Annotated in this window: 16 protein-coding genes; 12 read left to right on the forward strand and 4 right to left on the reverse strand. The window is 67.1% G+C overall.

Translation table 11 applies throughout. The features are described 5' to 3' along the window. Positions 1-16: 16 nt before the first annotated feature. Genes ACW7G2_RS04325 through ACW7G2_RS04335 form a run of 3 tightly spaced genes read right to left on the reverse strand, consistent with a single transcriptional unit; the run spans position 17 to position 2,771 of the window. Positions 17-373, reverse strand: a complete 357-nt coding sequence (locus ACW7G2_RS04325; RefSeq protein WP_456973099.1) for a putative signal transducing protein — start codon at positions 371-373, stop codon at positions 17-19. After that, a complete protein-coding gene (locus tag ACW7G2_RS04330) occupies positions 370-1,839 on the reverse strand; it encodes an MATE family efflux transporter (RefSeq protein ID WP_456973101.1) in 1,470 nt (489 codons plus the stop codon). The genes ACW7G2_RS04325 and ACW7G2_RS04330 overlap by 4 nt, the downstream gene beginning before the upstream one ends. Beyond that, a complete protein-coding gene (locus tag ACW7G2_RS04335) occupies positions 1,836-2,771 on the reverse strand; it encodes a carbohydrate kinase family protein (protein ID WP_456973103.1) in 936 nt (311 codons plus the stop codon). The genes ACW7G2_RS04330 and ACW7G2_RS04335 overlap by 4 nt, the downstream gene beginning before the upstream one ends. Before the next feature lie 276 nt (positions 2,772-3,047). Between ACW7G2_RS04335 and ACW7G2_RS04340 the strand changes: the two genes are divergently transcribed. From ACW7G2_RS04340 to ACW7G2_RS04395, 12 genes are all read left to right on the forward strand, one after another. Then, complete coding sequence (locus tag ACW7G2_RS04340; RefSeq protein ID WP_456973105.1) at positions 3,048-4,088, forward strand: rod shape-determining protein; 1,041 nt, start codon at positions 3,048-3,050, stop codon at positions 4,086-4,088. 151 nt (positions 4,089-4,239) lie between these two features. Beyond that, positions 4,240-5,223 (forward strand): rod shape-determining protein MreC, encoded by a 984-nt coding sequence (gene mreC / locus ACW7G2_RS04345; protein ID WP_456973106.1) that lies wholly within the window; start codon positions 4,240-4,242, stop codon positions 5,221-5,223. Beyond that, positions 5,220-5,702 (forward strand): rod shape-determining protein MreD, encoded by a 483-nt coding sequence (gene mreD, locus ACW7G2_RS04350; protein ID WP_456973108.1) that lies wholly within the window; start codon positions 5,220-5,222, stop codon positions 5,700-5,702. The genes mreC and mreD overlap by 4 nt, the downstream gene beginning before the upstream one ends. A 27-nt stretch (positions 5,703-5,729) precedes the next feature. Then, positions 5,730-7,589 (forward strand): penicillin-binding protein 2, encoded by a 1,860-nt coding sequence (mrdA, locus tag ACW7G2_RS04355; protein ID WP_456973110.1) that lies wholly within the window; start codon positions 5,730-5,732, stop codon positions 7,587-7,589. Then, positions 7,586-8,695: a rod shape-determining protein RodA gene (gene rodA, locus ACW7G2_RS04360; protein ID WP_456973112.1), complete on the forward strand. Its 1,110-nt coding sequence runs from the start codon at positions 7,586-7,588 to the stop codon at positions 8,693-8,695. Before mrdA ends, rodA begins: the two co-directional genes overlap by 4 nt. Before the next feature lie 64 nt (positions 8,696-8,759). Further along, positions 8,760-9,917, forward strand: coding sequence for a lytic murein transglycosylase B (gene mltB, locus ACW7G2_RS04365; RefSeq protein ID WP_456973114.1), 1,158 nt, complete (start codon positions 8,760-8,762; stop codon positions 9,915-9,917). Continuing rightward, entirely contained in the window at positions 9,914-11,248 is a 1,335-nt protein-coding gene (locus tag ACW7G2_RS04370; RefSeq protein ID WP_456973116.1) for a septal ring lytic transglycosylase RlpA family protein, read from the forward strand. The genes mltB and ACW7G2_RS04370 overlap by 4 nt, the downstream gene beginning before the upstream one ends. Before the next feature lie 93 nt (positions 11,249-11,341). After that, positions 11,342-12,556 carry a D-alanyl-D-alanine carboxypeptidase family protein gene (locus ACW7G2_RS04375; RefSeq protein WP_456973118.1) on the forward strand — a complete coding sequence of 405 codons (1,215 nt, stop codon included), beginning with the start codon at positions 11,342-11,344 and terminating at the stop codon, positions 12,554-12,556. Between the two features lie 88 nt (positions 12,557-12,644). Beyond that, positions 12,645-15,620: a type VI secretion system Vgr family protein gene (locus ACW7G2_RS04380; RefSeq protein WP_456973120.1), complete on the forward strand. Its 2,976-nt coding sequence runs from the start codon at positions 12,645-12,647 to the stop codon at positions 15,618-15,620. A 74-nt stretch (positions 15,621-15,694) separates the two neighbouring features. Continuing rightward, complete coding sequence (locus ACW7G2_RS04385) at positions 15,695-17,359, forward strand: esterase/lipase family protein (protein WP_456973122.1); 1,665 nt, start codon at positions 15,695-15,697, stop codon at positions 17,357-17,359. After that, the gene (locus ACW7G2_RS04390) at positions 17,352-18,374 is read left to right on the forward strand and encodes a T6SS immunity protein Tli4 family protein (protein WP_456973124.1); all 1,023 of its coding nucleotides are present in this window, start codon (positions 17,352-17,354) and stop codon (positions 18,372-18,374) included. Before ACW7G2_RS04385 ends, ACW7G2_RS04390 begins: the two co-directional genes overlap by 8 nt. Positions 18,375-18,901: 527 nt before the next feature. Beyond that, positions 18,902-19,033, forward strand: a complete 132-nt coding sequence (locus tag ACW7G2_RS04395) for a hypothetical protein (RefSeq protein WP_456973126.1) — start codon at positions 18,902-18,904, stop codon at positions 19,031-19,033. 106 nt (positions 19,034-19,139) lie between these two features. On the opposite strand, the gene ACW7G2_RS04400 is transcribed toward ACW7G2_RS04395, so the two are convergent. Continuing rightward, the gene (locus tag ACW7G2_RS04400) at positions 19,140-19,967 is read right to left on the reverse strand and encodes a CsgG/HfaB family protein (RefSeq protein WP_456973128.1); all 828 of its coding nucleotides are present in this window, start codon (positions 19,965-19,967) and stop codon (positions 19,140-19,142) included. Between the last annotated feature and the right edge of the window lie 26 nt (positions 19,968-19,993).

Consider the following 19,993-nt stretch of genomic DNA (forward strand, 5'->3'; position numbering starts at 1 on the left):
GGCGCGTGCGGCCGGACTAGCCGAGCAGGCGGGTCAGCGCCCACCACAGGACCGGCAGCAGCAGTGCTGCCGCGATCAGGGCGGTGGCGCGGCTGCCGCGGCGGGCGGGCCGGAGGACAGGTTGCGCCTGGTCGCCGATCTCCACCTCCACCGGTCCATCTGGCGTCGACTGCTCCCAGTCCAGCACCAGCTCGCGTGCCTGGGTGGCGTGGGCCCCGGCCACCCACACCGTGACCATCCCGCTGGCCGGCACTTCCCCCAGCGCGCCCTGCAGGTACTCGCCGCGCACCTGGGCCGGGATGCCGGCCTGCTCCAACAGATCCCGCACCAGATACGCGTCGAACCCGTGCGCCGCCTGGTAGACCGAGATCATGCCGGCTCGCTGCGCGGGCAGGGTGCGGCCACGGGGGCGGGCGGCTGCGCGGGGATGTCCGCCGGGATCGGCAGCTCTTCCTCTGGCGGCAGCATGGTGGCCTGGCGCCAGCGGCCGAAGCGGTAGTAGGCCAGCGCCAACAGCATCGCGGCCACCGCGCTGACCGGAAAGCTCCACCAGATCGCATCCACGCCGAGCGAAGGCTGCAGCCAGTTGGCGAACGGCACGCGCACGCCCCACAGCGCCAGTCCCAGCATCAGCAGCGGCGGGATCACCGCGCCGGTGGAGCGGACCACGCCGAACAGCACGTAGGTCGCACCGAAGAACAGGAACGACCAGATCCCGATGCGGTTGATCTGCCGGCCCAGCTCCAGCGATGCGCTGCCCTCGGGCAGGAACGCGGCCAGGATCCAGCGGTCGAGCAGCAGCAGGGCGGCGATCAGCGCGCCGGTGAGCAGCAGGTTGAAGCCCAGACCGGTGCGAGCCGTGGCGTCTACCCGCCCCCACTGCCCGGCGCCCACGTTCTGCGCCGCCATCGACGAGCAGGCCGCGCCGATGGCCATGGCCGGCATCTGCACATAGGTCCACAGTTGCAGCACCGCGCCATATGCGCCGGTAACGGTGGTGCCGTGCTGGTTGATCATGGTCATCATCGCGATCATCGCCAGCGAGATCACCACCATCTGTGCGCCCATCGGAACGCCCTTGAACACCAGCGTGCGCACCAGGGTCCAGTCCGGTTTGAACAGGTGCCGCTCGTGGCGGCTGATCCACAGCGGATGGCGGCGATGGCGAAGCCACAGCAGCATCGCGGTCAGGCTGACGGCGTTGGCAATCACCGTGGCCACCGCCGCGCCGGTCATGCCCAGCGCCGGCAGCGGGCCCATGCCGAACACGAACAGCGGCACCAGCACCACGTCCAGCGCCACCACCAGCATCAGGAACCGGAACGGCGTGCGCGCATCGCCGGCGCCGCGCAGCACCGCCGAGAGGAAGGTGAACATGTACAGGAACGGTACCGCCAGGAAGATCACCTTCAGGTAGCCATCCGCGTGCGGCAGGGCCTCGGCAGGCGTGCCCATCCACTGCAGCAGCTGGCGCGAGAGTGGCAGTCCGGCCAGCGCGATCACCAGCGACAGTGCAATGAAGAACGTGGCCGCCGTGCCGATCACCCGGCGCGCCTCCGCCTCATTGCGCCGACCCATGGCCTGGGCCACCAGGATGGTCGCCGCCATGCCGAGGCCAAACACCGCGCCCAGGAGGAAGAACAGCACGTTGTTGGCGTTGGTGATCGCCGTCAGCGCCGCCTCGCCAAGGAACCGTCCGATCCAGAATGCGTTGACCGAGCCGTTCAACGACTGCAGCACGTTGGCGCCGAGAATCGGCAGCGCGAACAGCAGCAGGGTGCGGCCAATCGGGCCCTCGGTCAGGTCGCGAGTGCGGACCGGAGGGCGGGGCGGACTCACCCCAGTTCGTACCCGAACTGCTCGCGGAACTGCGCCGCGAATTCTTCGTAGCTGAAGCGCTGGTTCTGGGTGCCGTGGTGCTCCACCTTCAGCGCGCCCATCAGGTTGCCCATCCGGCCGATGGTGTCCCAGTCGTGGCCGCGGATGATCCCGTGGATCAGGCCGGCGCGGAAGGCGTCACCGCAGCCGGTCGGGTCGGTCACCTTGCGCTCGCGGGCCGGCGGGGCCTCGTAGGTCTTGCCGTCGGCGCGGATGCAGGCGCCCTTGGGGCCGCGGGTGGCCACGTATGCCTTCACCCGGCTGGCGATCTGCTCTTCATTCAGGCCGGTGCGTTCCTGCAGCAGGTTGGATTCGTAATCGTTGACGGCGATGTAGTCGGCCAGGTCGATGAACTCGCGCAGCTCTTCGCCGTTGAACAGCGGCATGGCCTGGCCCGGGTCGAAGATGAACGGAATCCCGGCCTCGGCGAATTCGCGCGCGTTCTGCAGCATGCCTTCGCGCCCGTCCGGGCTGACGATGCCGAATTCCACCCCGCGCACGTGCTTCACATGGTTCTCGTGGCTGCGCATCATTGCGCCCGGGTGGAAGGCGGTGATCTGGTTGTTGTCCAGGTCGGTGGTAATGAAGGCCTGGGGCGTGAACATGCCCTCCAGCACCTTCACCTGGTCCAGGCGGATCGCGTTGTCGTCAAACCACTGCCGGTACGGCGCGAAATCCACGCCCACGGTCGCCATCGGCACCGGCTCGCCGCCCAGCATCTTCAGGTTGTAGGCGATGTTGCCGGCACAGCCCCCGAACTCGCGCCGCATCTGCGGCACGTTGAATGAAACGTTCAGGATATGGACCTTGTCCGGCAGGATGTGGTTCTTGAACTGGTCCGGGAACACCATGATGGTGTCGTAGGCAAGGGAACCGCAGATCAGGACCGACATCGCGAAAGGCTCTTGAGTGCACAAAGGGCGCTAGATTAACGGTCCGGCTGCGCGGAGGCCAGTCGGGAAGGCGGCCGCCGGGCCCGGGACGGTTGGCAAAAGCGCCTGGAAATCGCGCCGGGGCGGGGCCTGGAGACCGGATTCGTGATAGTCGGATAACCTCGCGGGGTCGCGATTTTGTTACGCTTGTCCGCCCCTCCGGCCCCCGCCGATCCCCCTATTGTTTTTCCGCGTACCGCGCCCCGGCGCGTGCGCCCTGCACGGACCCTACGCCCGATGTTCAAGAAGTTCCGCGGCATGTTCTCCAACGACCTGTCCATTGACCTGGGCACGGCCAACACCCTCATTTTCGTCCGCGGCCAGGGCATCGTGCTCAACGAGCCGTCCGTGGTCGCAGTCCGCCAGGGCAGCGGCGGCCAGAAGACCGTCGCCGCGGTCGGCGCGGAAGCCAAGCAGATGCTTGGCCGCACTCCTGGCAACATCACCACCCACCGGCCGATGAAGGACGGGGTGATCGCAGACTTCACCTACACCGAGGAAATGCTCAAGCACTTCATCCGCAAGGTGCACAAGAGCCGTTTCCTCCGGCCCAGCCCGCGGGTGCTGATCTGCGTGCCGGCCGGCTCCACCCAGGTGGAAAAGCGCGCGATCAAGGATTCGGCCCTGGAGGCCGGTGCCCGCGACGTTTCGCTGATCGAAGAGCCCATGGCCGCCGCGATCGGCGCCGGCATGCCGGTGACCGAGGCCCGCGGCTCGATGGTGGTGGACGTTGGCGGCGGCACCACCGAGGTCGCAGTGATCGCACTCAACGGCGTGGTGTATTCGCAGTCGGCCAGGGTGGGTGGCGACCGTTTCGACGAGTCGATCATCAACTACGTGCGCCGCAACCACGGAATGCTGATTGGCGATGCCACCGCGGAGCGGATCAAGCTGGAAATCGGCTGCGCCTGCCCGCAGGAGGAGAACCTCGAAACCGAGATCTCCGGCCGCCACCTGGCCGAGGGCGTGCCGAAGGTGATCACGATCAAGGCCAGCGAGGTGCTGGACGCGCTGCGCGAGCCGCTGGCCGGCATCGTCGAGGCCGTGCGCCAGGCGTTGGAGCAGACCCCGCCGGAGCTGAGCGCCGACGTGGCCGAGCGCGGCATCGTGCTCACCGGTGGCGGCGCCCTGCTGAAGGACCTGGACAAGCTGCTGAGCCAGGAAACCGGGCTGCACGTGCAGGTCGCCGAGGACCCGCTGACCTGCGTGGCCCGCGGTGGCGGACGCGCGCTGGAACTGCTGGACATGCACGGCAACGAGTTTTTCTCTTCCGACTGAGTCCGGTGCGGGCGTACCTGCCGTCAGGGGGCGGCAGGGCAGGCGCCGGCCGCGGCGTTGCGCCGGTCGTGAGATAGTTGCCCGCTGTCGCGGGCCACAGTGCCGCGGCACTGACCCCTTGATCCCTTTTTTGTGAACCGACGGCTTCAGCGTGCCTTCTCTCGCCAGTTCCGCCGCTCCCCGGCCCGGTGATGTCTCCGGCACGCTGCGCCTGTTGGCCTTCCTGGCGGTGTCGGTGGCGCTGATCGTGGCCGATCACCGCGGGGGCTGGCTGGACCAGGTCCGCGCCCACGCCAGCGTGGCCATGCAGCCGGTGTGGTGGCTGGCCGGACTGCCGTCGCGGCTGGGCCGCAGCGTGCGCGAAGACGCGGTGACCCGCGCCCTGCTGAGTGAGGACAACCACCGCCTGCGCAACGAGCTGCTGGTGGTCAACGCCAGACTGGCCAGGATCCAGGCGGCGGCTGCGGAGAACGTGCGGCTGCGGGAACTGCTGGGGGCCGCTGGCAGCGGCGGGCTGGACGTGCAGCTGGCCCCGATCCTGAACATTGATCTTGACCCGACACGGCAACGGCTGATGCTGCGGGCCGGAACCCGCGACGGCGTGCGCGAGGGCCAGACCGTGATCGACGCTGGCGGTGTGGTGGGGCAGGTCATCCAGACCACCCCGTCCACCGCGACGGTCCTGCTGGCGACCGACGTGGACCATGCCGTGCCCGTGCTGGTGGCGCGCACCGGCGTGCGCCTGCTGGCGTACGGGCAGGGCCGCAGTGATCTGTTGCGGCTGCCGAACGTGCCGCTGTCCAGCGATGTTGAAGTGGGCGATGAGCTGGTCACCTCGGGCATGGGCGGGCGCTTCCCGGCCGGCTTCCCGGTCGGCACGATCACCTCGCTGGCTCCTGATGACAGCCGCGCGTTCCTGGTCGGCGAAGTTCAGCCTGCAGCGCAGATCGACCGCGGTCGCGACGTGCTGCTGCTGCGCGAAGTCGAACTTCCGCCGGCCGCGGATCCCCGGAGCGTGGACGACATGGAAGCGGCCGATGCGGCCGGCGGCGACGCCGGAGAGCCCGGTACGCCAGCGACCACGACTGGATCCGGCGACGCCTCCGGGGCCGCGGACACGGAGACGACGCGGTGAAGCGCAGGCCGAGTTCCTGGGTATTGCCGGTCAGCGTGGTGCTGGCCCTGCTGCTGGGGCTGGTGCCCCTGCCGGACGGGCTGCAGCCGCTGCGGCCGTACTGGCTGGCCCTGGTGGTGGCCTACTGGGTGCTTGAAGACAACGAGCGCGTGGGCCTTGGCTTCGCGTTTTCCATGGGGCTGATCGCCGACCTGGCTTTCGGCAGCATTCTGGGCGAGCAGGCGCTGCGGCTGACGGTGATGGCATTCATCCTGCAGCGCTTTCGCAGCCAGCTGCGCTTCTTCCCGTTGGCCCAGCAGGCACTGGCCATCGGCGGCCTGTTGCTGAACGACCGGGTGGTGAGCGCGGCCGTGCACCTGGCGCTGGGCGTGGCCCAGCTGCCCTGGATGTACTGGCTGGCGCCTGCGCTGGGCCTGTTGCTGTGGGTGCCGCTGTGCCTGGTGATGGACGCGCTGCGGTTCCGGCCGCGGACGCGGTAGGCCATGGTGTTCCGGAGCAGGGAAAAATTGCGCAATGCCGCTGCCGAGGCGGCGCAGTTCCGGATTCGCGCGCTCATCGGCTTCATCGGCGTAGCGCTGGTGCTGGCGGTGCTGGCCGGCTGGTATTTTCGCCTGCAGGTGGTGCAGTACAGCGAATTCGCCCGCCAGTCGGAGGCCAATCGCATCACCCCCAGGCCGGTGGTGCCCGGGCGCGGGCTGATCTACGACCGCCAGGGCCGGGTGCTGGCCGACAATGTGCCTGCGTACCGGCTGGACGTGACTCCGGAGGACGCAGCCGGCACGGATGAGCTGATCGTCGGGCTGTCGCAGATCTTCGCGCTGGAGCCGGATGATGTGGAGCGCTTTCGCGCCCAGCGCCGGGCGCGCCGGGGGTTTCACCCGATCACCCTGAAAATGCGGGTGAGCGAGGAAGAGGCGGCCCGGTTCGCGGTGGATCGCTGGCGGTTCCCGGGCGTCGACGTGGTGCCCTATCTCAATCGCCGCTACCCGCACGGCGCGCTGTTCGCCCACGTGGTCGGCTACGTGGGGCGCACCGACGAGAGTGATGTGGAGCGCTATGGCAGCGCCCACCTGCTGTATCCGTACACCGGCCGGACCGGCATTGAGCGCTCGTTCGATGAGGCGCTGCGCGGGCAGGTGGGCTATGAGCAGGTGGAGACCAACGTGGAAGGGCGCGCGCTGCGCACTCTGGGTCGATTGCCGGCCGAAGCCGGCGCCGATCTGCGCCTGAGCGTGGATGTGGACCTGCAGCGGGCGATGGTGGAGGCCTTCGGTGAGCTGCATGGCTCGGCGGTTGCGGTGGAGCCGGCCACCGGCGAGGTGCTGGGCATGGTCAGCCTGCCCAGCTTCGACGCGAACCTGTTCGTCAACGGGATTTCCCACGCCGACTACCGCCAGCTGATGGACGATCCGGCGCGGCCGCTGTTCAACCGCAACGTACTTGGCGGCGGGCCGCCAGGCTCCACCATCAAGCCGTTCGTAGCCCTGGCCGGGGTCGACAGCGGGTTGCGCACCCCGGAAACGCGGGTGTTTTCCACCGGCGAGTTCTTCATCCCCGGCCAGAGCCGTGGCTATCGCGATGCGGGGCGCGGTGGCGGCTGGGTGGATCTGCGCGATTCGCTCTCGCGCTCGATCAACTACTACTACTACCAGCTGGCCTACGAGATGGGGATCGACCGCTTCGCCAGCTTCATGCAGCGCTACGGCTTTGGTGAACCCACCGGGATCGAGCTGGTGGGAGAGAACGCCGGCGTGGTGCCTTCCCGGGAGTGGAAGGCCGGGCACAGCAGCGAGCCCTGGTATCCGGGCGAGACCGTGATCGCCGGTATCGGCCAGGGCTACTGGATCGCCACCGCGCTGCAGCTGGCGCGTGGCACTGCGGCCATCGCCAACGGCGGCGATCTGCATCCGCTGAGCCTGCTGGCCGCGCGCCGCGATGGCTATGACCGGCCGTGGTCCGAGCCTGCCCGACGCCCAGCCCCGGGCATCACCGATCGGCCCGCGCATCTGCGGGCGGTGCAGGAAGGCATGGAAAACACCATCCACGGGCGTGGCACGGCGACGGCCATGGCCCGTGGCGCTGAATACCGGATGGCCGGCAAGACCGGCACCGCCCAGCGCGTGGGCCGGCGCGGCAATGCCGGCGTGGATCCACGCAGCCTGCCCTATCACCTGCGCCACCAGGCGCTCTTCCTGGGCTATGCGCCGGCCGACAATCCGACCATTGCGGTTGCGGTAATCGTTGAACACGGCGGTTACGGCGGGGTCACCGCCGCCCCGATCGCCCGCCAGATTTTCGACGCCTGGCTGGTGGAGGAAAGCGTGCCGGAAGACGGCGCGCCTGTCGATGCGGGCGCGCAGCCATGAGGGTGATCGTGCACTGGCTGCTGGACCTGTGGCTGCGTTTCACCCGCACCATCGACTGGCCGCTGCTGGGCGCGCTGGCCGCCCTGATGGTGATCGGTCTGGCAGTGCTGCACAGCGCCAGCGGCCAGGATTCACGGATGGTCACCGCCCAGGCGCTGCGATATGGCGCCGGGCTGGGGGCCATGTGGGCGTTGTCGCGGCTGACTCCGCTGCGGCTGCGGGCGGTCGCACCGCTGGCCTATGGATTGTCGCTGGTGCCACTGGTGCTGGTGCTGTTCATTGGGACGGGGCGTCACGGCCAGCACTGGATCAACCTGGGGCTGTTCTACTTCCAGCCTGCCGAGCTGATGAAGCTGAGCCTGCCCATGATGGCGGCCTGGTACATGAACCAGGTAGGTCCGCCGCCGCGGCCGTGGGCGGTGCTGGTGTGCCTGGCGATCATCGGCCTGCCGACCGCGCTGATCATGCTGCAGCCGGACCTGGGAACGGCCGTGCTGGTGGCGGTGAGCGGACTGTTCGTGCTGTACCTGGCAGGACTGTCGTGGTGGTGGTTCGCGGCGGTGGCCGGTGCGGTGGCCGCAGTTGCCCCGATGGCGTGGCTCTGGCTGCTGCAGCCCTACCAGAAGGACCGTCTGCTCACGTTCCTGGATCCTGAGCGCGACCCGCTTGGCGCCGGTTGGAACATCATCCAGTCAAAGATCGCCATCGGCTCGGGCGGCATGGCCGGGCAGGGCTGGGGTGAAGGCACCCAGTCGCACCTGGATTTCGTGCCCGAGCACACCACCGACTTCATCTTCGCCGTGCTCGCCGAGGAGTTCGGGTGGATCGGAGTGGTGGTGACCCTGTCGCTTTATCTGTTCGTGATCGGGCGCTGCCTGTGGATCGCCAGCGAGGCTCGAGAGGGCTATTCGCGCCTGCTGGCGGGCTCCCTGGGACTGGCGATGTTCGTCTATGTCCTGGTCAACGGCGGCATGGTGTCGGGCTTGCTGCCGGTGGTGGGCGTGCCGATGCCGCTGCTCAGCTACGGCGGTACCGCGGCGGTGTCGCTGCTGGCCGGCATGGGCGTGGTGATGTCGATCGGCAGGCACCGGCCGGCGCGTGGCTGACCGGGGCTGAACGATGGCCCCGACGGACGTGCAGCCCCGCCCCGGCATGCTAACCTCGCCACCGATGAATCCGCGCACTGTTCTCCGCCTGGCCCCGTGCCTGATCGTGCTCGCATTCGCCGCCTGTGCGACGGATGCGCCTGCCCCTCTTCCACCGCCTGCCGCAGAGGCTCGGGAACCCGTGCCTGAGCCGTTGCCGGAACCCATCGTGGAGCCGGCCGAGCCGCAGCTGCTGGCCCCGGTGCCGCCGCCACCGGAGCAGCGCCCCGAGGCGCCGACCGGGGTGACCGATCCTTCCATTCCGCGCCAGCAGCGGGTGGACAACTTCATTGATTACGCGGTGCGCACCCACGGCGCGGATGCCGCACGGGTGCGCACGGTGCTGGCCCAGGCGCAGGTACGCCAGGGCATCCTGGATGCGATGTCACGGCCCGCCGAGCGGACCCGCACCTGGGCCGAATACCGGCCGATTTTCCTCAATGATGCGCGCATCCGTGGTGGCCGGAGTTTCTACGCCACCCATCGCGCGGCCCTGGACCGGGTGGCTGCCGAGTCGGGCGTGCCGGCCGAGTACATCGTGGCGATCATCGGCGTGGAGACCAGCTACGGCGGTTTCACCGGCAACCACCGCATCCTGGATGCGATCTACACCCTGGCCTTCGACCATGCCCCGCGCGCGCCGTTCTTCGCCGCCGAGCTGGGGCATCTGTTCGCGCTTGAGCGCGAGGAGCCGCAGCTGGATGTCCTGGCCCTGCGCGGCAGCTATGCGGGTGCGATGGGCCTGGGGCAGTTCATGCCTTCCAGCTATCGGCTGTGGGCCAAGGACGGTGATGGTGATGGGCACCGCAACCTGATCGACAACCTCGACGACGTGTTCGCCTCGATCGCGAACTATTTCGTGGTCCACGGCTGGGAGCGCGACGCGCCGGTGGTAGCGCGGGCGACGCGCGCTCCGGGCGCCGATGAATTCAAGCCCGACAACTTGGAGCCGGTGTACCCGCTGGCGATGCTGGCCGAGCGTGGCTATGAACCGCGCCCGGGCGAGCCGCTGGCCGAGGGCGCCACGCTGCTGTCGTTTGAAGGCAGTGCCGGGCCGGAATACTGGCTGGGCTACAGGAATTTCTTCGTGATCACCCGCTACAACCGCTCGCCGATGTACGCCATGGCGGTGCATCAGCTGGCGCAGGAAATTGCTGCAGGGTCGGGTGGCGCCGGGCGATGAGGCGGATTGCGGCTGCCGCTGTCGCGCTTGCACTGGCCGCCTGCAGCGGGGCGCCGAAGAAGCCGCAGCCACCCCCGGCCGGGGATGGCGTGGGTGAACCCGCAGCCGGCAGCACGGATGGCAGCCAGCCGCCGCGTCGCTCGCCATATCCTGCCGCGCAGGAAGATCTTTCCAAGCGCGGTGACTACGTTTCCGGCGGTCTGTATGCGCCGCACATCCGCGATACGGCGCCGGACTACATCCCCGATGTAGATGCCATTCCCGAGCCCGAAGTCGTCGACGAGCCCCGCTCGCGCTACGGCAACCGCTCGCCCTATACCGTACTGGGCAAGCGTTACACGGTGCAGGATGAGCCGGCCGGGTTCGCCGAGCAGGGCATTGCCTCCTACTACGGCAACAAGTTCCACGGCCGCCGGACCTCCAACATGGAGGTGTATGACATGTACGCCTTCACCGCCGCGCACAAATCACTGCCGCTGCCGAGCTTCGCCCGGGTGACCAACCTGGACAATGGTCGTTCGGTGGTGGTGCGGGTGAATGATCGCGGACCCTTCCATGAGGGGCGCGTGGTCGATCTGAGCTGGGCGGCGGCGGTCAAGCTGGACATGCACCGCCAGGGCACGGGCCAGGTGGAGGTGCGTGCGCTCAGCCCGGGGGAAGATGCGCGCCATGTGCACGGCACCGTGGCGGGGGCTTCGCCTTCCGCGCAGCCCCCGGCCGCGGTGGAGCCGGCAGCACCCAGCGCAATTGATGTACTGGTGGATGCGCTCCCGGTGGCCACGGTTGAGGCCAGCGTGCTTCAGCCAGCAACCGCCTCCGTGTCGGCCGCCCCGGCTGTGGCTGCACCCGCCGTCGCTGCGGCGGTTCCGGAAATCGCCGAGGGGGCGGACCCCGCATACGCCCACGAGCGGCGCTTCAACATGATGCAGGGCGGTCGGGTGATGACCGCCGATGATTTCGATGCCTGGCTGGAGGAGCGGCAGATTGATCTGCGCGCAGTGGCAGCGGTTGCTGCAGCCGACACCTCGCCCGCCGTGGCCGCACCTGTGCAGACGGCGGGGGCTGCTGTGCAACCCGAGCCGGCCCCGCCTGCAATGGACGACGGCGTGACCCTCCAGGTGGCCGCCTTTGGTGCCCGGGCCAATGCCGAGCGCGCGCTGGCTACCCTGCTGGGTGCCGGCATTGCCGGAGCCCGACTGGTGGATGGTTCCAGTGGCGGCCGGGCAATGTGGCGGTTGCACGTGGGCCCGGTCACCGCGGCCCTGGTGCCGGAACTCAGCGCCCGCTTCAGTGGTCTTGGGTTCGGGCAGCCCCAGGTGGTTCGGGATTAAACTTGTCCTGAGCGTCCGCTTGTCCTTTCCCCAGATTTTCCAGTCCGAATGTCCGCCGCGTCCCGGTGTGGCGTCCAAGGAGCCAGCCCGTTGATGAAGTCCCGATTCGCCCGCCTCGCCGCCACCGCCATGGTGGCCCTGTCCGTGTCCGCAATCGGACTGGCGCTGGCGCAGAGTCCGCAGCCCCAGCCCGCTCCGGCGCCGGCCATGCCGGAGGTGGCCACCCCGCCCCCGCCGTCGATCACCGGGACCGCCTGGGTGCTGATGGACCATGAGACCGGGCAGATCCTGGCCGGCGAGAACTACGACGAGCGGCTCGAGCCGGCCAGCATCACCAAGGTGATGACCAGCTACGTGATCGCCTCGGAGCTGGCGGCAGGACGCATCTCCGAAGACGACCAGGTGATGATGACCGAGAACGCCTGGCGCAAGGGCGGCGCCGCCACCGGCGGCAGCTTCAGCGGTTTCGAGGTCAACCAGACAGCGCGCCTGCTGGACATGGAGATCGGCATGGCGGTGCAGTCGGGCAACGACGCATCGATCGCCCTGGCCGAGCACGTGGCCGGCACCGAGGAGGCCTTTGCTTCGCTGATGAATGCACATGCGCAGCGGCTGGGCATGACCGGCAGCCACTTCGTCAACTCCCACGGCCTGAGCGAGGAAAACCACTATTCCACCGCGCGCGACCTGGCCGTGCTGGGCCGGGCGGTCATCGGCGAATATCCCGAAATCTACGCGCACAACAAGATCCGCGAGTTCACCGTCGGGCCGATCACCCAGCGCAACCGCAACGTGTTGCTGTGGCGCGATGACAGCGTGGACGGGATCAAGACCGGCCACCATTCCGGCGCCGGCTACTGCCTGATGGCTTCGGCCCAGCGCGGCGACCAGCGCCTGATTTCGGTGGTCCTGGGCTCGACCAGCGAGAACCAGCGCGCCAATGATTCGATGGCCCTGCTCAACTGGGGCTTCCGCTTCTTCGAGACCCACCGCCTGTACGACGCCGGCGAAGCGCTGACCACCCAGAAGGTGTGGAAGGGTCGCGCCAACGAGGTGCGCCTTGGCCTGGCCGAGCCGCTGCTGGTGAGCACCGGGCGTGGCAAGTACGACCAGCTGCAGCCGTCGATGGACGTGCCGCAGACCCTCGTGGCCCCGGTCGAGGAAGGCCAGGTAATGGGCAAGGTGCGGGTGGAGCTGGATGGCGAAGTGGTCGCCGAGCGGGAGCTGGTGGCGCTGGAAACGGTGGAGCGCGCCGGATTCTTCAAGCGCCTGTGGCACGAGTTCCTGATGTGGTGGCAATCCGACTGAGCGCCCGGCCGGCACGCCGGCAGCTTGACGCGGTGCCTGCCGGTGGCATTATCCTGAGCAAGGATGGCCTCGGGCCAGGGAGCACACCATGCATGGAGCATCTGGTGCGGCGGCGCAGCTTGCCGCGCTTGTCGGTGTTGACGACGCCAACCGGTTGTACCGGTTGGAGCTTGCGGACGCCGACACACCGCTGATTGTCGAACGCTGGGCCGGCCATGAGCAGCTGGCCGGCGAGTTCCAGTGGACGGTGGACGTGCTGTCCACCCGGGCGGACCTGCCGCTCGATGACTGGCTGGGCCAGCCGGCCACACTGCATACCCGTCTGGCGGATGGAGGCACTGCGGGCCGCAGCGGCCTGGTGCGCGAGGCTGCCTGCCTGGGCGCTGATGGTGGTCTGGCGCGCTATCGGCTGACCCTGGTGCCATGGACCTGGTTGATGACTCAAGGACTGCATAGCCGGGTATTCCAGAACCGCAGCGTGATCAAAATCGCAGAGACGGTGTTCGCCGACTATGCCCCGCTGTCGGCCTGGCAGATGGATGAAGATGTCGGTCCGTTCCTGGCCCAGTCGCGGATCCGCAGCTACTGCGTGCAGTACCGCGAAACCGATGCCGCGTTCATCCAGCGCCTGCTGGCCGAGGAAGGGCTGGGTTGGCGCCTGGAAGAAGACGCCGAGGCCGCGGCAGGCCATCGGCTGGTGCTGTTTGCCGACAGTGCCGGCCAACCGGAAGACATCACCTCGGCCAGCGATGGCGGACTGCGCTATCACCGCAGCGACGGCACCGAGCGGCGCGACAGCGTGCAGGGGATCGGGCTGCAGCGCAGGATTGGCGCGGATCGAATGACGGTGCTGGGGGACGACTACAAAACCGTACGGTCAATTGCCGAACAGCTGCCGCTGCAGGCTTCCGGCCACGCCTTGGCCATCGAGGATTACGACCCGTCGGGCGCCTACGCGTTTGCCGATGCCGGCCAGGCGGCGCGTCATGCGCGGCTGATGGCGCAGGCCGCGGAGGCCGGGCGGGAACAGTGGCTGGGCCACGGCACGGCGCGAACCCTGCGCACCGGCACCTGGTTCCGGCTGACGCAGGCTCCGGCGGCAGGGACCGGTTCGCCGCCGCCCGAGCTGCTGGTGACCCGCCTGCACCATCTGGGTGTGAACAACCTTCCGGTAGATCTGCGCGAGTCCGTGGAGGCGGAGCTGGGTGAAGCGCCTGATTGGGAAGGGAAAGCTTGCGAAGAAGTGGCGGGGCAGAACCTGCTTCCCCAGGCCAAGGCAGTGGGTTACGCCAATGCCTTTGTGGCGGTGGACCGCAGCCGCCCCTGGCGCCCGGTGCTGCATGACGGCACCGGCAAGCGCCTCAATCCACGGCCCACGGCACCGGGCTACCAGACGGCGATCGTGGTCGGGCCGGACGGGCAGTCCAGCCCTTCGGGCCATCAGGAGCTGCACAGTGACGCGCTGGGCCGGGTGCGGGTGAAATTCCACTGGCAGCAGGGCCAAGTCGCCGAGGATCGTGACAGCTGCTGGCTGCGTGTGGCCCAGCGCTACGCCGGTCCCGGCGTGGGCAGCCAGTTCCTGCCGCGGATCGGCCAAGAAGTGCTGGTGGCTTTCCTTGAAGGCGATATCGACCGGCCGCTGGTGACAGGTGCCCTCTACAACGGCCGGGGGGAAGCCGGGATTGCTGCCACGCCCGGCGACGAGTCGGCGGAGCAGGACCTGTCGGCATACGCCCTGGCCGGCGACTACGCGCCCAGCGCCCAGGCCAACCTGGCCGGGGGCAACGCCCCGGCATGGCACGGAATGGGCGCGGGCGAGGAAGCGCACCGCAACGCGGGTGCCCTGTGGGGCATCCAGTCGAAGGAGTGGGGCGGCGAGGGCCACAGCCGGCTGGTATTCGACGACAGCGACGGCCAACTGCGGCTGCAGCTGGCGACCACCCAGGCGGCGAGCCAGCTCAACCTCGGGCACTTGATCCACCAGGCCGACAACTATCGGGGCAGCTTTCGTGGCGAGGGCTTCGAACTGCGCACCGATGCTTGGGGCGTAGTCCGTGCCGGGTCAGGTCTATGGCTGAGCGCCTACGCCAAGCCCGGTGACACGCCCGCCGGCGATGCCGTGAGCCCGGCCGCGCTGCTGACCCAGCTCAAGGCCCTGGGCGAAATCTTCTCCAAGGCGACCACCACCCACCAGACCGTAAAGCTGGCCGCGTATGAAGGCGCGGAAAGTGCGGCCTCATCGCGGCTGGTGGATACGCAGGCGCCGCTGGCGGCGCTGCTGGCCAGCGCGAAGACCACCGTGCCCGGCGAGGACTTTGATGGCGCACGCGGCGAAGCGGCTAAACGCGGCTCTGCGGCAGGTGAGGGCAAGGTGCCACACACAGGCGATGCCCTGCTGGGCCTGGCTGCGCCTGCCGGCATCGGCTTCGTCGCCGGCCAGGGTCTGACCTGGTCGGTGGGCGAGACGTTGACCCTGGCCAGCGGGCAGTCGAGCAACCTGGCGATCGCCAACAACCTGCGCATCCACAGCGGGCAGGCGATCGGCATGCTGGCCGCGGCGGTTGAGGGCCAGACGGAAGACACGGCCCTGAGCCTGGTGAGCGGCGAGGGCGAACTGGACCTGCAGGCCCAGAGCAACCAGATCCGCATCCGCAGCCGCGACCAGCTCAAGGTGGTCAGCGCCAACGCCGAGGTGGACCTTGCAGCTGGCAAAACCGTGCACCTGGCCACCAGCGGCGGCGCCAGCCTGACGATCGAGGACGGCAACATCGTCATCGCCTGCCCCGGGGAGATCATGGTGCACGCAGGGAAGAAGAGCTTCAGCGGCCCGACGCAGCTGAGCCGGGAGATGAACTCATGGCCCGAGACGAGGTTCGACGAGCGCGTACGGATCAGGTTTCCAAGCGGTAAACCTGCCGCAAATTACCGATATGAAATTTTAAGAGCGGATGGTGCTCGTATCGGTGGAGTCACTGACGCCAAGGGCTGGACAGAGTTGCAGAAGAGCTCTGGGGTTGAGCGCCACCGGATTAGATTGCTTGGACCTGCAGGAGGCAAGGTGTGAGCGACAGTACAAGGCAAGTCCACAGTTACCACGGGGCAGACGGTACAAGATTTTCAGATCTGGTTTCGTCGCCAGTGGCCAACACGATCCGGCCGGAAATCCGGGCAGACCCGCCCTCTGTCGTTCCGATTATCCTGCTTCCCGGGATTATGGGCAGCAACTTGAGGGCCCAAGTACAGGTGGAACTGGATGGAGAAGTTCTCGCCAGTGTCGGAGACCCGGTATGGCGGGTGAATTCGCCCACGGGTGTAGGGCTGGCGTGGCTGGGAAGAAGCGCCGCGGCGCGGAAATGCCTGCTGGACAAGGACGTACTTGAAGTCGATCCGAGAGGGAAGATTGAACTCTCGAAGAGCGAGGCTGGTGGTGACCAGGTTGCCCTGGTTGCTGACAAACGACGCCGGGGGTGGGGCACAGTCAGCTGGGCCTATTACGGCTCCTTGTTGAACTGGCTGGAGGAAAGCTTGGGTAACCTTGGGGTCGCATCCGCCGCAGATCAAGGTGGGGCCGGAAGCAGCGAAGATGCGGAAAATCGGGGTGTCCCAAACCCTGAACTCAAGCGGCTGATGGATACTCTGGTGGACAGGCCGATCGACGGAGCGCGCCAGCAGCCGGACCCAATTCGGTCCAACCAGATAGTTGAACTCCTCGATCACAGCTTTCCGGTCTATGCGTTCGGGTACAACTGGGCAGACTGCAACTTGGAGTCAGGCAGAAAGTTGGCGGAGTACATCGACAGCGTCATCAAGCACCACAATGATCCGGAAGGAGAGCCTGCTTCAGCCTGCGGCGGGGTAATCCTGCTGACCCATTCCATGGGAGGGCTGGTCGCGCGCGCGGCTGCCATGGAACATGGTGCGGAATCCAAGATTCTTGGGGTCATCCACGGTGTAATGCCCACGCACGGCGCAGGTGCCTTTTACAAACGAATGGTGGCTGGATTCAGCAACGAGCACACCGGGTTCTTTGACGTCATGGGGCGCATCACCGCCTATGCGCTTGGCAAGACCGCAAAGGAAACACTGCCGGTGCTCGCGTTGAATCCGGGTCCGTTGCAGCTTGCGCCCAACCATCGCTACAACGGTGGAAAACCTTGGTTGGTGATCAAAAATCACTCGGGGGAAACTATAAGGCGTCTTCCTGAAGTTGGCCCTGGGGAAGAAATAGACCCCTACGAACAAATCTACTCGCGAACTGATGTCTGGTGGAGGGCGGTGAATCCGCAATGGCTGGATCCCACAGGCTTGGCTCTGGATCCCGAGGGCGGGTTCCTGGACGTTCTTGATCAGGCGGAGAGCTACCACCGCAAGCTGGCGGATGCTTCAGGATTCCACTCCAGAACGTTCGCCCATTACAGCGAGGATGAGGCGCACGCGTGCTGGGGCGAAGTTGTATGGGAAATGACGCCGTCCCGCCGGAATCTCTGGGGGATGGGTTGGCGGACCTCGGAAAAGGACGGCTCGCGTGAAGGAGTGCCTGAATCGTGGACGGTCCACAGGCACAAAGGCACGGATCATGTGGTGTTGCGGGATCCCACCGGAGCGGAGATCAGCGCGAGGATTCTCAAAGGTGCGGACTCTGGTGACGGTACTGTCCCTGCGGCCGCATCTGCGGCGGAAGTAGATCCGTTCTGCGAGATTTCCTGTAGTCACGAACAGGGTTTTGACCACAACTCGGACTATCTGGACGATCGGGTCAGGTCCTGGGTTCTCAATGTCATCGTCCGACTTGTCAATGCGTGAACTCAAGAAATCGAACATGCCCCTTCGGCTCTGCCTCGCTGCTTTGATGGCGGTGATCCCCGCGTTCCCGAGTGCTTCCAATATGGTCAACGAATCTTTCAAAACAGTATGTGTGGGCAAGGTGCAGCTGTCTTTACCGGAGTCGGGAAAACTTCTCTGGTCGCAGAGCTTCGACCACTCGCAAGTCGAAAAGGTGCGTGGAGCCAGAACGAGGGAAAGGTTCTGGGAATTGGTCGAGGCCAGGGAGCGCGAGCTGCGGGCTTTGCCACACAACACCGAGGCCGGGCGCCTGGCCCGGGTAGAACGCATTGGGGATAGCGCAGCAATACTGCTGTATCGGGAACATGAAGCGTCCACGCGCGCGTTCCGGATGCAGCGTTACCTCTGGCTCGAAAATCATGGCTATACGTTCACCTCGGCAGGTGCCTTGCGTCCGCAGTTCACGCATGACCTGCAGCCATTCACCGAGATCTTTGCCAGGATTCAGCCGCAGCTCGAGCCGGTTCCCATCTCCTCCGCCGGCTTCTGTATTGACGGCGCCATTGTCCATGGGTACGGCGACAAGATTACGGCTGGAGTAAGCGTAGATATCCCCGCATGGAACCATGTTCGCTTGTGGGCGGGCGCCGTTGAAGACCCTTCCGGTAACAACGAGGCGCCGTCTGCCGACCGGGAGCTGAAGCGTAAGCAGGAGGCCATGGCAACCGTTCGGCAACAAGAGCCGCAAGCGCTGGCGGATCCCGAGTATCCGCGTGAGTTCCAGGTGCTGCGTAACGCGGAACGAGCCATTGGAGGCTTGGCGGGCAGCGAGGTGGTCTGGAGGGAGAGGCTGAATAACGGAGCAGTGCTCTACAGCTTCCGCTGGCATGCGCGGGTTCCCAGCTCGAAGCACGATGTCACCGTTGGGATGGATGTTGGTGACAAGTACCAGCCTGACGAGATGCCTCCGGGCGAGACAGAGCTGATCACCCTTTGGGATGCGATGTTGGAATCTGTCCGCTCCGCTGGCACGTGAAAAGAGCACCAGGGTGTGCGGCCTTGCTTTTGCTGCTGTCTTCCCTGTCGGCGGCATTTCCGCAAGAGCCTGGTCGACATCACCCTCAGGCCCACCCCGGATCCGGAGGGGTTCAAATGAGTCCCTCCGTTGAACATCCCTATTGCGTGGGACTCCACCAAATCTATCTGCCCGAGGGTGCCGGCCCTCGGTTCAGTGCTGCCTACGCAGGACTGCGTGGCCGCCACCAAGGCGCTGCCGAATGGGACGATGTGCTGGCGTCTTGTCGTTACGTTCTCCGACATGCCGGGAGTTTCGTTCTCGCTCAATATCTACGGCCTCGTGGAAGCGGCGAACGAGCCGCCGTTCGCACAGCGGGCTGCGCGCGACCTGGCGGAGCTGACCAGTCTGGGTGGACAGGTCACGCGTCTGCACAGCGGTGAGCGCAGTACGGCGGGCTGTCAGGTGACATCGTTGCCATCCGCGTGGCTTCGGAAGACGCCGGCGCAGGCGACTACAAGTATTTCTGGCATGCATCTGGATGCCCGATGGACGCCTACGCGCCGGAGATCGAAGCCGAGCTGCTGGCCGAAGGCGCGCATGGCCTCGACCAGGACGCCTTGGATGCTCTTTGGGCAGAGCTGATGGACGGGTTCAGGCTTCGTCGGGAAGCGCGCTGAGAGCGGGCCGATACGCCGGGCCGGTGCTTTTAAAGCCGGAGCCGCCGCAGGGTTTGGATGGAAACAAGCAGGTCCGGGCCGGAAGTGTCGGCCCGGACCTGTCCGCTCAGCGTGACAGCCCAAATAGCGTCGAGTTGACCCACCCCCGGTTGCCGAGCTCGTCTTCCACTTCCCACATCAGTTCGGCGCGGTTGCCGGTGGGGTAGAGCATCATGCCAACGTCCAGGTCGCGCACCGCGCCGCCGCTGCCATCGGCACTGCGGAGCAGGCGGCCGGGCTTTTGCATGGTCACGGCCTGCTGGTGGTTGGCGGCCGAGGCGTCGCCGGGCAGGCCGCCAAGCTGGGCGACCAGGTCGGTATAGGCCTGCAGGTAGGCCAGGGTGATGACCTGGCCGATCTCGGTGTCGGCGTAGCCCGTGGCGCCGCCGCCGGCCAGCCCGCCGCGGAACACTGCAGCGCCGCCGCTCCAGCCCAGGTCGGTATGGGTGGAATGGCCCTCGGCCATGGCCACCTGCTCGGACGAGCGCATGTCGGTGACGGTCAGCAGCACGTCGGCGGTCCTGCGCTTGATGTCGATACCGCCGAGCACCGCGGCTGCTGTGCGGTTGCCGATCATTCCGCCGAGCAGGCCGCCGATGCGGTTGCCGCTGGAATTGGCGTTCTGCGAAATCAGGTCCGGAACGAGCACGTAGTCAGCCGCACGTACCTGACCCCGGCCGATGTTGGAGCCGCCGCGCAGGTCGCCCGAGGAGGCCAGGTTGCGTTCGGCCTGCATGCGCTCCATGCCGCGCCCGCGGTCCACCAGGGTAAAGCAGCGCGAACGGTTGACGAACAGCTTGATCAGCGCCGATGGGGAGGACAGCTGCTGACCGGTCCACCAGTTGCGGCCGGGCGGTTCGTCCACGGCTATGGCGCCGAGATTGCGGCTGCACATGGGGATCTCCGCCGTGCGTTGGGCAC

Source organism: Luteimonas sp. A277 (assembly GCF_054052045.1).

Excerpts from the sequence above, each read along its gene's own strand:
- ACW7G2_RS04325 (WP_456973099.1), bottom strand. The coding sequence starts at position 373 with ATGATCTCGGTCTACCAGGCGGCGCACGGGTTCGACGCGTATCTGGTG.
- ACW7G2_RS04335 (WP_456973103.1), bottom strand. The coding sequence starts at position 2,771 with ATGTCGGTCCTGATCTGCGGTTCCCTTGCCTACGACACCATCATGGTG.
- ACW7G2_RS04340 (WP_456973105.1), top strand. The coding sequence starts at position 3,048 with ATGTTCAAGAAGTTCCGCGGCATGTTCTCCAACGACCTGTCCATTGAC.
- rodA (WP_456973112.1), top strand. The coding sequence starts at position 7,586 with ATGAGGGTGATCGTGCACTGGCTGCTGGACCTGTGGCTGCGTTTCACC.
- mltB (WP_456973114.1), top strand. The coding sequence starts at position 8,760 with ATGAATCCGCGCACTGTTCTCCGCCTGGCCCCGTGCCTGATCGTGCTC.
- ACW7G2_RS04370 (WP_456973116.1), top strand. The coding sequence starts at position 9,914 with ATGAGGCGGATTGCGGCTGCCGCTGTCGCGCTTGCACTGGCCGCCTGC.
- ACW7G2_RS04375 (WP_456973118.1), top strand. The coding sequence starts at position 11,342 with ATGAAGTCCCGATTCGCCCGCCTCGCCGCCACCGCCATGGTGGCCCTG.
- ACW7G2_RS04380 (WP_456973120.1), top strand. The coding sequence starts at position 12,645 with ATGCATGGAGCATCTGGTGCGGCGGCGCAGCTTGCCGCGCTTGTCGGT.
- ACW7G2_RS04390 (WP_456973124.1), top strand. The coding sequence starts at position 17,352 with ATGCGTGAACTCAAGAAATCGAACATGCCCCTTCGGCTCTGCCTCGCT.
- ACW7G2_RS04395 (WP_456973126.1), top strand. The coding sequence starts at position 18,902 with ATGGACGCCTACGCGCCGGAGATCGAAGCCGAGCTGCTGGCCGAAGGC.
- ACW7G2_RS04400 (WP_456973128.1), bottom strand. The coding sequence starts at position 19,967 with ATGTGCAGCCGCAATCTCGGCGCCATAGCCGTGGACGAACCGCCCGGC.